This window comes from Nocardioides sp. CCNWLW239, from assembly GCF_037137035.1.
Lineage (GTDB): Bacteria > Actinomycetota > Actinomycetes > Propionibacteriales > Nocardioidaceae > Nocardioides.
This window is the reverse complement of record NZ_JBBBNW010000003.1, coordinates 85,881-100,330: the sequence shown is the minus strand read 5'-3', so window position 1 is coordinate 100,330 and position 14,450 is coordinate 85,881. Positions and strand designations below refer to the sequence as shown.

Annotated in this window: 16 protein-coding genes; 3 read left to right on the top strand and 13 right to left on the bottom strand. The window is 70.2% G+C overall.

What is annotated here, in order from left to right:
- The first annotated feature begins 84 nt into the window (after positions 1-84).
- Positions 85-1,545: an NCS2 family permease gene (locus WBG06_RS12310; protein WP_336737048.1), complete on the top strand. Its 1,461-nt coding sequence runs from the start codon at positions 85-87 to the stop codon at positions 1,543-1,545.
- A gap of 22 nt (positions 1,546-1,567) precedes the next feature.
- Here the strand turns inward: WBG06_RS12310 and WBG06_RS12305 are convergent, their stop codons facing one another.
- The 13 genes from WBG06_RS12305 to WBG06_RS12245 all read right to left on the bottom strand — a co-directional run bounded on the left by WBG06_RS12305 (position 1,568) and on the right by WBG06_RS12245 (position 12,274).
- Positions 1,568-2,593 (bottom strand): LLM class flavin-dependent oxidoreductase, encoded by a 1,026-nt coding sequence (locus WBG06_RS12305; protein WP_336737046.1) that lies wholly within the window; start codon positions 2,591-2,593, stop codon positions 1,568-1,570.
- A 13-nt stretch (positions 2,594-2,606) separates the two neighbouring features.
- The gene (locus WBG06_RS12300) at positions 2,607-3,359 is read right to left on the bottom strand and encodes an urease accessory protein UreD (protein ID WP_336737045.1); all 753 of its coding nucleotides are present in this window, start codon (positions 3,357-3,359) and stop codon (positions 2,607-2,609) included.
- A complete protein-coding gene (gene ureG / locus WBG06_RS12295; RefSeq protein WP_336737044.1) occupies positions 3,334-4,089 on the bottom strand; it encodes an urease accessory protein UreG in 756 nt (251 codons plus the stop codon). The genes WBG06_RS12300 and ureG overlap by 26 nt, the downstream gene beginning before the upstream one ends.
- Entirely contained in the window at positions 4,082-4,726 is a 645-nt protein-coding gene (locus WBG06_RS12290) for an urease accessory protein UreF (RefSeq protein ID WP_336737043.1), read from the bottom strand. The genes ureG and WBG06_RS12290 overlap by 8 nt, the downstream gene beginning before the upstream one ends.
- 23 nt (positions 4,727-4,749) lie before the next feature.
- Complete coding sequence (locus tag WBG06_RS12285) at positions 4,750-6,444, bottom strand: urease subunit alpha (protein WP_336737042.1); 1,695 nt, start codon at positions 6,442-6,444, stop codon at positions 4,750-4,752.
- Positions 6,444-6,764 carry an urease subunit beta gene (gene ureB, locus WBG06_RS12280; RefSeq protein ID WP_336737041.1) on the bottom strand — a complete coding sequence of 107 codons (321 nt, stop codon included), beginning with the start codon at positions 6,762-6,764 and terminating at the stop codon, positions 6,444-6,446. Before ureB ends, WBG06_RS12285 begins: the two co-directional genes overlap by 1 nt.
- A 9-nt stretch (positions 6,765-6,773) precedes the next feature.
- Positions 6,774-7,076 carry an urease subunit gamma gene (locus WBG06_RS12275; protein WP_336737040.1) on the bottom strand — a complete coding sequence of 101 codons (303 nt, stop codon included), beginning with the start codon at positions 7,074-7,076 and terminating at the stop codon, positions 6,774-6,776.
- 12 nt (positions 7,077-7,088) lie between these two features.
- Positions 7,089-7,766, bottom strand: coding sequence for an ATP-binding cassette domain-containing protein (locus WBG06_RS12270; RefSeq protein WP_336737039.1), 678 nt, complete (start codon positions 7,764-7,766; stop codon positions 7,089-7,091).
- Positions 7,766-8,491 carry an urea ABC transporter ATP-binding protein UrtD gene (gene urtD, locus WBG06_RS12265; RefSeq protein ID WP_336737038.1) on the bottom strand — a complete coding sequence of 242 codons (726 nt, stop codon included), beginning with the start codon at positions 8,489-8,491 and terminating at the stop codon, positions 7,766-7,768. The genes WBG06_RS12270 and urtD overlap by 1 nt, the downstream gene beginning before the upstream one ends.
- Complete coding sequence (gene urtC, locus WBG06_RS12260; RefSeq protein WP_336737037.1) at positions 8,488-9,624, bottom strand: urea ABC transporter permease subunit UrtC; 1,137 nt, start codon at positions 9,622-9,624, stop codon at positions 8,488-8,490. The genes urtD and urtC overlap by 4 nt, the downstream gene beginning before the upstream one ends.
- Positions 9,621-10,505 (bottom strand): urea ABC transporter permease subunit UrtB, encoded by an 885-nt coding sequence (gene urtB, locus WBG06_RS12255; protein WP_336737036.1) that lies wholly within the window; start codon positions 10,503-10,505, stop codon positions 9,621-9,623. The genes urtC and urtB overlap by 4 nt, the downstream gene beginning before the upstream one ends.
- Before the next feature lie 4 nt (positions 10,506-10,509).
- Complete coding sequence (urtA, locus tag WBG06_RS12250) at positions 10,510-11,751, bottom strand: urea ABC transporter substrate-binding protein (RefSeq protein ID WP_336737035.1); 1,242 nt, start codon at positions 11,749-11,751, stop codon at positions 10,510-10,512.
- Positions 11,752-11,878: 127 nt separating this feature from the next.
- Positions 11,879-12,274: a MarR family winged helix-turn-helix transcriptional regulator gene (locus tag WBG06_RS12245; protein WP_336737034.1), complete on the bottom strand. Its 396-nt coding sequence runs from the start codon at positions 12,272-12,274 to the stop codon at positions 11,879-11,881.
- 95 nt (positions 12,275-12,369) lie between these two features.
- On the opposite strand from WBG06_RS12245, the gene WBG06_RS12240 reads away from it, so the two are divergent.
- Positions 12,370-13,488 carry a substrate-binding domain-containing protein gene (locus WBG06_RS12240; protein WP_336737033.1) on the top strand — a complete coding sequence of 373 codons (1,119 nt, stop codon included), beginning with the start codon at positions 12,370-12,372 and terminating at the stop codon, positions 13,486-13,488.
- Positions 13,489-13,748: 260 nt separating this feature from the next.
- Entirely contained in the window at positions 13,749-14,450 is a 702-nt protein-coding gene (locus tag WBG06_RS12235; RefSeq protein WP_336737031.1) for an SGNH/GDSL hydrolase family protein, read from the top strand.

The following is a 14,450-nucleotide window of genomic DNA, read 5'->3' as shown; positions in this document are numbered from 1 at the left end:
TGATCAGTGAGAACGATCACCTGAGACCGGGCGCACGCCGAGGCGGCTACCCCATGGACCTCCAAGATCTGCAAAGATTCCGCCGTGAGCACCTCGACCTCGTCACGTACGAACGCCGTTGACCGGTTTTTCCAGATCAGCGCACGCGGCTCGACCGTCGGGCGCGAGGTCCGTGGTGGCGTGGTCACCTTCTTCACGATGGCCTACATCGTGGCGCTGAACCCACTGATCCTCGGCTTCGCCGAGGACGTGAACGGCGACCTCCTCGGCGGCACGAGCGGTGACAACCTCGCGGCGATCGCGGCCGGCACGGCGCTCGTGGCGGGCGTGATGACGATCCTGATGGGCGTCGTCGCCAACTACCCGATGGCGCTGGCGACCGGGCTCGGGCTCAACGCGTTCGTGGCGTTCTCGATCGCCAGCCAGATGACCTGGGCCGACGCGATGGGTCTGGTGGTGATCGAGGGTCTGGTGATCCTCGTCCTGGTGCTGACCGGCTTCCGGGAGGCCGTCTTCCACGCCGTGCCACGTGAGCTGAAGACGGCGATCTCGGTCGGGATCGGCCTGTTCATCGCGGTGATCGCCTTCGTCGACGCCGGCTTCGTACGCCGCATCCCCGACGCCGCGAACACCACCGTCCCGGTGCAGCTCGGCCCGACCGGGCAGCTCGCGGGCTGGCCGGTGCTGGTCTTCGTGATCGGCATGATCCTGGTGATCACCCTGTGGGTGCGCAAGGTGCGGGGCGCGATCCTGATCTCGATCGCGGCGACCACGGTGGTGGCGATCATCGTCGAGGCCATCGCCGACCTCGGCGCGAGCAGCGCCGAGAACCCGACCGGCTGGTCGCTCAACGTACCGGCCATGCCGGAGAAGATCATCGACTGGCCTTCGTTCGCGACGCTGGGCGAGTTCAACCTGCTCGGCTCCTTCGAGAGCGTCGGCATCGTCACCGCGGTCCTGCTGGTCTTCACCCTCATGCTCGCCGACTTCTTCGACACCATGGGCACGATGACCGCGATCGGCACCGAGGCCGGACTGCTGCGCGAGGACGGCACCCCGCCGCGTACGCGCTCGATCCTGGTCGTCGACTCGCTGGCCGCCGCGGCCGGTGGTGCCGGCGGCGTCTCCTCCAACACCTCCTACGTCGAGTCCGCCTCCGGCGTCGGCGAGGGCGCCCGCACCGGACTGGCGGCTGTCGTCACCGGTGTGCTGTTCCTGCTCACCACGTTCCTGGCGCCCCTGGTCACGGTGATCCCGTCGGAGGCGGCCGTTCCCGCCCTGGTGCTCGTCGGTTTCCTGATGATGCAGCAGGTCAAGGACATCGACTGGGCCGACCTGGACATCGCCATCCCCGCGTTCCTGACGATCGCGCTGATGCCGTTCACCTACTCGATCTCGGTCGGTATCGGCGCCGGGTTCCTCGCCTACGTCCTGATCAAGGTCGTACGCGGCAAGGCCAGGACCATCCACCCGCTGATGTGGCTGGTGGCCGTCCTGTTCGCCGTCTACTTCGCGATCCACCCGATCTCGAGCTGGCTGAGCTGACGAGCCCGGGCCCGGACCCGCGTCAGCCGAGCATGTCCTTGACGAGCGGTACGACGCGGGTCCCGTAGAGCTCGATCGAGCCCATCAGGTCCTCGTGGCGGACCTGGCCCTGGTCGTACTTCAGGTCGAACCGGTCGACGCCGAGCACCTTGATGGTGCCGGCCAGCTTCCGGGCGACCGTCTCGGGCGAGCCGACGTAGAGGGACCCACCCTCGATCTCGCGCTCGAAGTCGCCGGGGCTCGGCGGCGGCCAGCCCCGCTCGCGGCCGATCTGGGTCCGCATCGCCAGCCAGCCCTCGTAGACCGTCTCGCGGGCCTGCTCGTCGGTCTCCGCGACGAAGCCCGGCGAGTGGACGGCGACCCGCTGCCGCGGTTTCCCGAACTCGTCCTGGGCGCGCTCGAAGAGGTCGATGTAGGGCGCGAACCGGTCGGCCGGTCCGCCGATGATGGCCAGGAAGAGCCCGAAGCCGTGGCGGGCGGTGCGTACGACCGACTCCGGGCTGCCGCCGACGCCGACCCAGGCGGTCAGGCCGTTCTCGGTGCGCGGGAAGACCTCCTGGTCGGTGAGCGCCGCGCGGGTGCGGCCCTCCCAGGTGACCTTCTCCTCCTTCAGGAGCGCGGCGAGCAGGTCGAGTCGCTCCTCGAAGAGCTCCTCGTAGTCGGCGAGGTCGAAGCCGAACAGCGGGAACGACTCGGTGAACGAGCCGCGGCCGGCGACGATCTCCGCGCGGCCGTTCGAGACCGCGTCGAGGGTCGCGAAGCGCTCGAAGACCCGCACCGGGTCGTCCGAGCTGAGCACGGTCACGGCGGAGCCGAGGCGCAGCCGCTCGGTGCGGGAGGCGACCGCGGCGAGCACCATCTCCGGGCTGGAGACGGCGAAGTCGCGGCGGTGGTGCTCGCCCACGCCGAAGAAGTCGAGCCCGACCTGGTCGGCGAGCACACCCTCCTCGACGATGTTCCGGATCACCTGCGCGTGGTGCTGCGGCTTGCCCTCGGCGTCGCGGGTGACCCCGCCGAAGGTGTCCAGGCCGAACTCGATGTCAGTCACGCCCGTTGAAACATCAACCAGTGGTGGCGCATTCCCAGGGCTGATGCGGGACCTCATGGGACTCGGAGGCCAGGTGACGCCACAGGGTGCCGCCGCGCTCCAGGTCGAGGCGACCGTCCGGGTACGCGTCGGACGGGATGTCGCGCCCGAGCACCGTGACCGACGCGAGAACGCGGTGTCGGCCGAGGAGTCCTGGGGCCAGCGAGCTCGCGCCCAGGTCGAGGGACTCGACCAGGAGCGGGCGCCCGTCGTGCTCGTGGGCCGACCAGGTGGTGCTCACCCGGCCGGGGCGCTCGCCGTGGCGGCCGAGGACGAGGCTCTCGCGCAGGGCGAGCCTCGCTCCCGGGGCGAGGGTGACCCGGGTGTCGCGGGTGACGTCGGCGCCGGCGGAGACGACGAACGGCTCGCCCGCCCAGACCAGGGTGGCGCCCGCCGCGAGCGAGATGCGCACCGCCCAGGACGCGCGACCGCCGTCCATGTCGTACGCGACCGTCCCGGCCGGCTCGACCAGGGTCAGGCTCGCCCCCTCCCCCACCTCCACCTCGACGGTGACCTGGTCACCGGCCAGCAGCATCGCGCCGTCGGGGACCAGCGAGATCCGCGCCGAGCGGGCGTCGCTGGCGAGCAGCATCGGGCGCAGCGCCGGCGCGGTCGCCGGGCCGGTGACGTCGGTCTGCACCCGCACGCGCGTGCCGTCGACCGCCCCGACCCGCACCCGGGTCAGGGAGCCGCTGGCCAGCTCAGACGTGCTGATGGTCGTGGACATGCTCGGCGTCGTGCTCGTGGGCATGGCTGGTGCCATCGGCGTGGAAGTGCGGTGCCATCGGGCCCGGGTCGGCCGGCACCAGGTCGCCACCGCGGTGCCGGGCCAGCTCGGACCTGACCCAGTCGACCAGCGCCTCGACGGAGGTCGGGTCGGTCCGGGAGAGCGCGATGACCGGACGGCCCTCACGGACCGACCCCGCGTCGGAGACCATCGCGATCGGGTCGACACCGACGTACGGCGCCAGGTCGGTCTTGTTGACGATCAGCAGGTCGGCGCGCTCGATGCCGGGTCCGCCCTTGCGGGCGACGTCGCCGCCCCCCGCGACGTCGATCAGGAAGATCTGGGTGTCGACCAGCGCCGGCGAGAACGTCGCGGTGAGGTTGTCTCCCCCGGACTCGACCAGCACCACGTCCAGCGGCGCGAAGTCCTCTTCGAGCTCCTCGACGGCGATGAGGTTGGCGGTGACGTCGTCACGGATCGCGGTGTGGGGACACGCGCCGGTCTCCACGGCCCGGATGCGGGCCGGGTCGAGCACGCCGGCGGAGCGGAGGAAGCGGGCGTCCTCGTCGGTGTAGATGTCGTTGGTGACGACACCGATCTCGAGGTCGGCGGCGAGCTCCCGGCAGAGCAGCGCGATCAACGAGCTCTTCCCGGTCCCGACCGGCCCGCACACCCCGATGCGCAGTCCCCTGCCGTTCTCCGTTCCGTTCTTCGTCTGAGTTTCAGGCACTGAACAACCTCCTGGTCGTGTCGGCGTGGGCGAGTGCCCACAGGTCGAGCTGGGGTGCGCTGGGCGCGGGGATCTGGTCAGGATCGGTGAGCGGGGCGACCTCGGTGGCGAGCCGTTCGGCCTCCGGGAGCAGGTCGTGCACCCACGTGGTGGCGTCGAGCGGGTCGAGAGGCAGCAGCTTGAGGGCTGCCGAGGCGACGGTCTGCAGGTCGTCGTACGCCACCAGCCGGGCCAGCGACGCCGGCGCAAGGCCCCCCGTGGCGGCCGCCGCGGCCAGGACGAGCGGACGGCACGGCCGCTGGAGCGCGGCCACTGCGTGCACGTGCGGAGAGTCCGGAAACACCCTCTTGACCAGCCGCAACAGTGCCCGGCCGAGGGTGCGCGAGGTGTCCCGCATCGGCGCCGCCGGGGTGCGGGCCGCCCAGGCGTCCAGGACCGGCTCCAACGGCAGCCCGGCGCGCAGCCGGTGCAGCGCGACCGAGGCCGTGCCCGCCTCGACCCGCACCACGCTGGCCAGTCGTGAGCGCATGAAGGCGGTGACCTGCTCGGCGGTGAGGCCGGAGCGTACGGCTGCCTCCAGCTGGCCCGACTGGGTGTGGCCGGCGACCGGGAGGCGGGCGTCTGCCAGCAGCATCATGAGCAGTTCCTCGGACATCGCGCTCAGAACATCGAGTAGAGCTGCGTCAGGGGCAGCTCGGTCGCGGGGGCGGGCGCGATCAGCTCTCCGTCGACGTGGATGCGGAACGTCTCGGGCTCGACCCGGATGTCCGGCGTCGCCGAGTTGTTGATCATGTCGGCCTTGCCGATCTCCCGGGTCGGCTGGATGCCGACCAGGCGGCGGCGCAGGCCGAGGCGCTCGGCCAGCCCGGCATCCAGCGCAGACGGTGCGACGAACGAGACCGCGTGGTCCGCCCCCGGCCCCACCAGCGTCGGTCGCATCAGCACCGGCTGCGGGGTCGGGATCGAGGCGTTCGGGTCGCCGAGGGCACCCCAGACCAGGGCACCACCCTTCATCACGACCTCCGGACGGATGCCGAAGAACCGTGGGTCCCACAGGACCAGGTCGGCCATCTTGCCGGGCTCGACGGAGCCGACCTCGGCGGCGATCCCGTGGGCGATGGCGGGGTTGATCGTGTATTTCGCGACGTACCTCTTCGCGCGGATGTTGTCGGCAGGACCACCCAGCGACCCGAGCCGGGCCTTCATCGCGTGGGCGACCTGCCAGGTGCGGCAGACGACCTCGCCGATCCGGCCCATCGCCTGGGCGTCGGAGGAGGTGATCGACAGCGCGCCGAGGTCGTGCAGGACGTCCTCGGCAGCGATCGTGGTCGCCCGGATCCGGGACTCTGCGAAGGCCAGGTCCTCGGGCACCCGCGGGTTGAGGTGGTGGCAGACCATCAGCATGTCGAGGTGCTCGGCGACCGTGTTGACGGTGTGCGGCAGGGTCGGGTTGGTCGAGCCGGGGATCACGTGCGGCAGCGAGGCCACCGAGAGGATGTCGGGCGCGTGCCCTCCCCCGGCACCCTCCGCGTGGAAGGCGTGGATCGAGCGGCCGGCGATCGCGGCGATGGTCGACTCCAGGTAGCCCGCCTCGTTGAGCGAGTCCGAGTGCAGGGTGACCTGCAGACCGTGCTCGTCGGCGGCGCGGAGCGCGGCGTCGATCGCTGCCGGGGTCGAGCCCCAGTCCTCGTGGACCTTGTAGGCGGCGGCCCCGGCCAGCGCCTGCTCGGCCAGCCCGGCGGCGGAGACGGTGTTGCCCTTGCCCATCAGCAGCAGGTTGAACGGCATGTCGTCGAGCGCACGGTGGATGGTCTCCAGGTGCCACGGTCCGGGGGTGACCGTGGTGGCCTTGGAGCCCTCCGACGGCCCGGTGCCACCTCCACCGACGGTGGTGATCCCGGTCGAGATCGCCTCGACGATCTGTGACCGGGACAGCAGGTGTACGTGGACGTCGATCGCCCCGGCGGTGAGGATCTTCCCCTCACCGCTGACCACGTCGGTGCCCGGTCCGATCACCAGGTCGGGGTGGACGCCGTCGGCGATGTCCGGGTTGCCGGAGCGACCCAGCGCGACGATCCTCCCGCCGCGGATGCCGACGTCGGCGCGGACGATGCCCCAGTGGTCGAGGACGAGGGCGTTGGTGATCACCGTGTCGAGCGCACCGTCTGCCGAGGAGACCGTGGACTGGTTCATCGACTCGCGGATCGACTTGCCACCACCGAAGACCGACTCCTCGCCACCAGCGGTCAGGTCGTCCTCGACCTCGATCCACAGGTCGGTGTCACCGAGGCGCACCTGGTCGCCGGTGGTGGGGCCGTAGAGCGCGGCGTACTCGGTCCTGCTGATCTCCACCATCACGCTTCCTTGACCTGGATGCCGGGCACGCGACGCGCGCCCTTGAACGCCACGATCGCGACCTCTCGGGACGCGCCGGGCTCGAACCGGCGCGAGGTCCCGGCGGCGATGTCGAGCCGGAACCCCTCGGCCGCCTCACGGTCGAAGTCGAGAGCGGAGTTCACCTCGGCGAGGTGGATGTGGGAGCCGATCTGGACCGGCCGGTCGCCGGTGTTGAGGACGACCAACATACGCCGCTCCGACTCGCTCCGATCGGCGTTGAGGTGGATGGTGCCCTCGGCGACGCGTACGGCTCCGGGTCCTCGGGACTGCACAGACATGGGGCCTCCTCAGGCGATGGGCTGGTGGATGGTGACGAGCTTGCGGCCGTCGGGGAAGGTGGCCTCGACCTGCACCTCGACGAGCATGTCGACCACGTCGGGCATGACCTGCTCGCGCGCCAGCACGGCACGTCCCTGGGTCATCAGATCGGAGACCAGGGCGCCCTCACGCGCACGCTCGATCACCCAGGTGGACAGCAGCGCCACCGACTCGGGGTAGTTGAGGAGCACCCCGCGGGCGAGCCGGTCGCGAGCGACCATCCCGGCCACGGACAGCAGCAGCTTCTCGGTGTCGGACGGAGTCAGATGCATCGGTGGATCCTTCTAGACGGCCAGCTGGGATCGGACGTGCTCGCGAGCCTCGGCCCCGCCGTCACCGCGCGCGGTGATCCGGCCGGACTCGAGGATGTAGTAGGCCGAGGCCGTACGCAGCGCGAACCCGACGTGCTGCTCGACCAGCAGCACGGTGAGGTCGCCGCGCCCGGTGAGCTCCGAGATCACCCGCTCGATCTCGGCCACCACGTTGGGCTGGATGCCCTCGGTCGGCTCATCGAGGATCAGCAGCCGCGGCCTGGTCAGCAGCGTCCGCGCGATCGAGAGCTGTTGGCGCTGACCGCCCGAGAGCAGCCCGGCACGCCTGCCGAGCAGGTCCTTCAACGCCGGGAACAGGTCGAGCATCTCGCTGATCCCGGCCCGGTCGCCGACCAGCTGGAGGTTCTCCAGCGCGGTCATGTCGCCGAAGCTCTGCTGCCCCTGCGGGACGTAGCCCAGACCGCGCTTCACCCGTGCGCTCGGCCGTAGCGCGGTGACGTCCTCGCCGTCGAGCAGCACCCGGCCGGTCTTGGCCTTCACCAGACCGACCGCCACCTTGAGCAGGGTCGTCTTACCGGCGCCGTTGTGTCCCATCAGCGCCACCGCGGCGCCGGTCGGCACCTCGAGACTGACCTCGTGGAGCACCGTGGTGCGGCCATAACCGCCGGTGACCGACTCGATCCTCAGCATCAGGCGTCCTCTCCTAGATAGACCAGCTGCACCTGGGCGTCCTCCCTGATCTCGGCGGCGGTGCCCTCGGCGATCACCTTCCCGGCGTGCAGGACCGTGACGACGTCGGCGAAGCGTCGTACGAAGTCCATGTCGTGCTCGATGACCACGACGGTCCGCCCGGGGCTGATCCGGCGCAGCAGCTCGCCGGTCTCCTCGCGCTCCTCGGCCGACATCCCGGCCACCGGCTCGTCGAGCAGCATCACCGACGAGTCCTGCACCAGCAGCATGCCGATCTCGAGCCACTGCTTCTGCCCGTGCGAGAGCACCCCGGCCGGCCGGTCCGCCAGCTCGGTGAGCCCCACCGTCTCCAGCACCTCGGCGACCTGCTCGGGCGTACCCCGCCGCGGCAGCATCAGCCGCCACCGCGCCCGGTGCACCCCGGCGGCGATGTCGAGGTTCTGCAGCACGCTCAGCTCCTCGAAGACCGTGGCGGTCTGGAACGTACGTCCCACCCCGAGGCGAGTGATCCGGTGCGATGCCAGCGCGAGCAGGTCTCGTGTGCGATAGCGCGCCTCACCACTCCCCTTCGCCAGACCGGTCAGGGCGTCGACCAGCGTCGTCTTCCCAGCGCCGTTGGGCCCGATCAGGAAGTGCAGCCGGCCCGGTTCCAGAGTCAGCGTCACTCCGTCGATCGCCACGAACCCGTCGAACTCGACCCGCAGGTCGCTCACCGTGAGGGTCATCGCGCTGCCACCTCCTCGGATGCTGACCGAGGTACCTCGGTCACGCTGTGCTTCCCTCGTGGAACTCCGCGAGGAGAGCGATCGCCCACCGAGTTACCTCGGTGAGCATTCAGCCGGCCGACCAGCCCCAACAGCTGTGCCAACCCACCCGGCAACAGCAGGATGACCAGCACGAACAGGGCACCTTGGAAGTAGGACCACGACCCAGGGAAGGCCTCGGAGAGCGACGTCTCCGCATAACCGACGAGCAGCGCACCGACAGCCGGGCCGAGCAGCGAGGCCCGCCCACCCAGCGCCACCCCGGCGAGCAGCCCGATGGAGGCGACCACGCCGACGTCGTCGGGCGAGACGATCCCGGCGATCGGCACGAAGAGCGCACCGCCGATGGAGGCCAGGACAGCCGCGATGACGTACGCCGCCAGCTTGACGTTGGCCGGGTCGGTGCCGAGGAAGCGGACCCGCTCCTCGCCGTCACGCACCGCGACGAGCAGCTCGCCGAAGCGGGTGTTGTAGAGCCAGGCCATCGCCAGGATCGAGACCAGCAGGATCCCGGCGGCGAGGAAATAGAGCATCCGCTTGTTGGCGGGGTCGAACAGGGCATACCCGAAGAAGCCTTGGAAGTTGTTGAGCCCGTTGGCGCCGCCGGTGGTCTTCACCTGGCCGACGAGCAGGATCGCGAAGGCTGCTGCCAGCGCCTGCGACAGGATGGCGAAGTACGCCCCCTTGATCCGCCGCTTGAACACGGCCAGGCCCAGCAGGCCCGCGACGAGTGCCGGCAGGACCAGGATCACGACGAGCGCGAGGCCGCCGTTGCGCAGCGGCTCCCACCAGCCCGGCACCGTGGCGTCGCCGTAGAGCGCCATGAAGTCCGGCACCCCGCCGGGACCGGCGTCGGCGAGCTTGAGGTGCATCGCCATCGCGTAGGCGCCGATGCCGAAGTAGAGCCCCTGGCCGAGCACCAGCATCCCGCCACGGCCCCAGGCCAGGCCGATGCCGACCGCGGCGATGGCGTAGCAGCAGTACTTGGCCAGCAGACCGAGCCGGAAGTCCGAGAGCACCGCCGGGGCGAGGACGAGCAGGGCGACCGCGAGCAGCAGCCAGCCGACGTACGGAGAAATCTTCGGGGTCTTCATGCCAGGCTCCTGGTCCGGACCGAGAGGATGCCCTGCGGGCGCACCTGCAGGAAGGCGACGATCGCCAGGAAGACGATCACCTGCGCGACCGAGCCGGTCAGGGCGTGAGCGAAGAACGCTTGCAGCAGACCGATCCCGAGGGCGGCCACGATGGTGCCCTTGAGATGGCCGATGCCACCGACGACGACCACCAGGAACGCCTGCACGATGTAGGAGGTGCCGAGGTTGGGGCCGGTCGAGCCGAGCAGCGTGAGCGCCACCCCGGCGACGCCGGCCAGGCCGGAGCCGATGAAGAAGGTGGCCCGGTCGGTGCGCCGGGTCGAGATGCCGATGGTCTCGGCGAGGTCGCGGTTGCCGACGGTCGCCCGGATCTGCCGCCCGAGTGCGGTGAACCGGAGCACCGCCAACAGCGCCGCGACGCACGCCCCGGCCAGGACGAGGATGAAGAGCCTGGTCAGCGGGAAGTCGTAACCGAGGATCGGGATCGAGCCGTCGAGCCAGCCGGGCGCGGGCACCTCCTTGGCCGGAGCCCCGAAGACGTCGCGCGCGACCTGCTGCAGGACGAGACCGATGCCGTAGGTGACCAGCAGCGTGTCCAGCGGACGGGCGTACATCCACCGCAGCACGCTCGCCTCGAGCACCAGCCCGAGCAGGCCTCCGATCACGAACCCCGCGGGGAGCGCGATCAGCAGGCTCAGCTCGGTGCTGGCGACGATGGTCGAGACGACGTAGGCGGTGTACGCGCCGGCCATGATGAACTCGCCGTGGGCCATGTTGATCACGCCCATCTGACCGAAGGTCAGGGTGAGCCCGAGGGCGATGAGGAGCAGGACCGCACCGGCGGAGACGCCGGTGAAGACCTGGGCGAGGAACGTGTCCAACGGGCTAGTTCTTCCACCAGTCGTAGGACTTCAGGTAGGGGTCCGGCTCGATCGGCTTGTCGCTCGACCAGACCGTGTCGATCAGTCCCTCGGAGTTCACCTGGCCGATGAGCGCGGTCTTGGCGATGTGGTGGTTCTCGCCGTCGACTTCCACGGTGCCCTCGGGCGCGTCGTAGGTGACGCCGCCTGCGGCATCGATGACGTCCTCGACCGCGAACGAGTCGGCCTTCTCGACCATGCCCTTCCACAGGTGCAGCGAGGTGTAGGCCGCCTCCATCGGGTCGGAGGTGACCGCCTTGGCGCCGTTCGCCGCCTTGAAGTCGGCCACGAACTCCTTGTTCGCCGGGCTGTCGATGGTCTGGTAGTAGTTCCAGGCGGTGTACTGCCCCTCGAGGTTGCCCACCCCGACGCCCGGCACCTCCTCCTCGGCGATCGAGACCGAGAGCACCGGCATCGCCGAGGCGGTCAGGCCCTTGCCCTTGTACTCCTTGAAGAAGGCCACGTTGGAGTCGCCGTTGAGGGTGTTGAAGACGGCGTCCGCGCCGGCGGCCTTGACCTTGTCGACGACGGTGCCGAAGTCGGTCGAGCCGAGGGGCTGGTACTCCTCGCCGAGCACCTTGATGCCGTTGGCGGCGGCGTACTGCTCGATGATCTTGTTCGCCGTCCGCGGGAAGACGTAGTCGGAGCCGACCAGGAAGATCGACTCGATCTTCTTCTCCTGCTTGAGGAAGTCCAGCGCAGGGATGATCTGCTGGTTGGTGGTCGCGCCGGTGTAGAAGATGTTGTGCGAGGACTCCAGGCCCTCGTACTGCACCGGGTAGAAGAGCAGCGCGTCGTTGCCCTCGAAGACCGGGAGCATCGCCTTGCGCGAGCTGGAGGTCCAGCCGCCGAAGACGGCCGCGACGCAGTCGTCCTGGATCAGCTTGGTCGCCTTCTCGGCGAAGACGGTCGGCTCGGACTGGCCGTCCTCGCTGACGATCTCGAGCTTCTTGCCGAGCACGCCACCGTCGGCGTTGATCTCCTCGGCCGCCATGGACAGGGACTTGAAGACGGTCGTCTCGCTGATCGCCATCGTCCCGGACAGGGAGTTGAGGAAGCCGATCTTGATGGTGTCGCCGCTGGTGTCGACGCAGCTCTCGCTGGTCGCGGTGTCGCCGGTCTTGGCGCCACCGCAGGCTGTCGCGGTCAAGCCGAGGGCGAGCACCGAGCTGGCCGCGAGGACGCGGCTCGAGAATTTCGTACGCACGGGGTGGGGGTCCTTCCATCGGACAGTTGCTCTCGAATGGAAGGAATCTAGGGACGGGTTGTTTCACCGATGTGTCAGGCCCGGCGAGGATTTGTTTCCAGACGGAAACTGCCCTCAGCGGCAGAGCTCAGGGTCGGTCGAGGGCGCTCCGGAGGTCGCGGACGACCCCGGCGACGGCGTCGGTCTGCTGCCGGGCGCGGATCTCGCGGGCGACCGAGGCACCGACCGGCGAGAGCGCGACGACGGCACGACGCTTGTCCTCGGCGTGGATCCTGCGCAGCACCAGCCCGCGCTCAGTGAGCCGGTCGACGTGGCGCGTCAGGGTGCCGGCCGGGAGCGCGGCGCCGTCGGCGAGCCTCGTCATCGTCTGACCGGGCTCGTCGAGCAGCACGCTGAGGATGCGCCACTGCTCCGCGGTGAGGTCGAAGTCGGCGTACGCCTCGGCGAGCGCGCGCTCGATCCGCCGCTGCGCCCGGGCGAGCAGCACGGCCGGATCCGTGCCGGCCGTCTCGGCAACCTCCATGAGTCCTCCCCACGATCGCTGTCTGCCGTACCCTAACCATCCAACGGCTCAATGGTGAGTCATCAGGACAACATTCCGTTCGGGAGCAGGTGTCGATGACTCCACCGTCGTTCACCCCGTCCTCCCACGCCCTGCTGGGCCTCGCGACCCGCCCGCCGGGGGCGGTCTCGATCGCGTTCGTGGTGCCGATGCAGGGCCCGACCGGCATCTACGGCCCCGGCTGCTTGGCCTGCGGCGAGCTGGCGGCCGACGACCTCAACACCGGCGGCGGCATCACCGGACGACCGGTCGAGCTGGTGGCGGTCGACGCCGGACGCTCCCCTGACGAGGTCGCCGCCGAGGTCGCCCGACTCGTCGACCTCGGCCGGGTCGACGCCATCGCCGGCTGGCACATCTCTGCGGTACGCCAGGCGATCACCGCCCGGATCGGCGGCAGGGCTCTCTACGCCTTCGCCGCTATGCACGAGGGCGGCGACGACACCCCCGGTGTCTTCATGCTCGGCGAGCGCCCGGTCAACCAGCTGCTCCCGGCCGCCGCCTGGATGCGGGCCAACCACGGCGTCTCCCGCTGGGCCGTGGTCGGCAACGACTACGTCTTCCCGCGGGTCACCGGGTCGACGGCCCGCGCCGCATTGCGCGGGACGCCTTCGGAGGTCGTGAACGAGACGTACGTCCCCCTCGGAACCCGCGACTTCGCCGGCGTGCTGCGCCAGCTCGAGAGCGGTGACCAGGACGGGGTGATCATGCTGCTGATGGGTCAGGACGCGGTCTGCTTCAACCGTCAGTTCGCCGCCGCCGGGCTGAGCTCGTCGCTGACCCGGCTGAGCCCCGCGGTCGAGGAGAACACCCTGCTCGCCGGCGGCGCGTGCGCCAACGAGAACGTCTTCGCGGCCGCCGCCTACTTCGACGGCCTCACCACCCCCGAGTCCGCCGGCCTGGCCGAGCGCTACTACCACCGCTTCGGCGAGTACGCGCCCGCCCTCAACGCCGTGGGTGAGTCCTGCTACGAGTCCCTGATGTTCCTGCGTCAGGTCGGCGACGCCTGCGGCGGGCTCGAGGTCGGACCCGCGCTCCAGCTCGCCGAACGCCACAGCTACTCCAGCCCGCGCGGCCTGATGCGGATGCACGGCAACCTCGTGGACCAGGACGTCTACATCGCCGCCGCCGACGGCCTCCGCTTCGAGGTCCAGGAGCAGATCGCGTACGCCTGCTAGCACCCGCGTCGTCCTGGACGTCCCCTTCACCGCCAGGAAGACCTTCGCCGAACGCGGCCTCTTTCCGTCATGTGCCCCCATCTCCGGGAAGGTCGGCCCGGAAGTCGCTCACCTCGACGTCGACCGACGTCGTCGACCGACGTCAAACCTTCCGGGGACATTCGCCCACCGTTCGACCAACGCCGCAGATCCGCCGGAGCACGCGCGGTAGAACGACAGGACATCACGTACGTCACCACTGATCCGCTCAGGGAGAGACGATGAATCCGCTGCTGCTCCCACTGGTCGCCGCAGAAGCCGCGTACGTCCGCCGCACCATCGGCAAGGAGCCTCGCCCGGAAGGCCCGACCACGGGCCTCGTGGACGCGCCGACCCAGGACGACCCCGATCCGCTGCGGCTGCTGGTGATCGGTGACTCGTCCGCGTCAGGGCGCGGGGCGCCGACCCACGACCTCGCCTTCGCCGGGGCGATGGCCCGCGCGATCGGGAAGCGCACCGAGCGCCCGGTCGAGTGGCGGGCGCTGGGGAAATACGGCGCGACGAGCGAGCGGATCCGGCACGGCGTCCTCACCCAGGTCACCGGAGAGTGGGACCTCGCCGTGCTCCTGGTGGGCGTCAACGACATCCTCGCGCGCCGCTCGGCCGAGGCCTGGACGCGTGATCTGACCGCGATCGTCGAGACCCTTCAGGACCACGCCGCCCACACCGTCGTCCCCGGGATCCCGGAGTTCGGCGCGTTCCCGTCGCTCCCCCGCACCCTGCGGCGCTACCTCGCCGAGCGCGGGAAGGTGCTCGACGTGGCAGCGCGACTGGTCTGCGCCGGACGTACGTCTGTGCAGTGGGTGAGCTCGGCCGACCTCGGTCCCGCCGAGCCGTCCTTCTTCGCCGCCGACGGGTTCCACGCCTCGCCGGCGGGCTATGAGCGCTGGGCCCAGGCGATCTGCGACCACCTGGACCTCTAG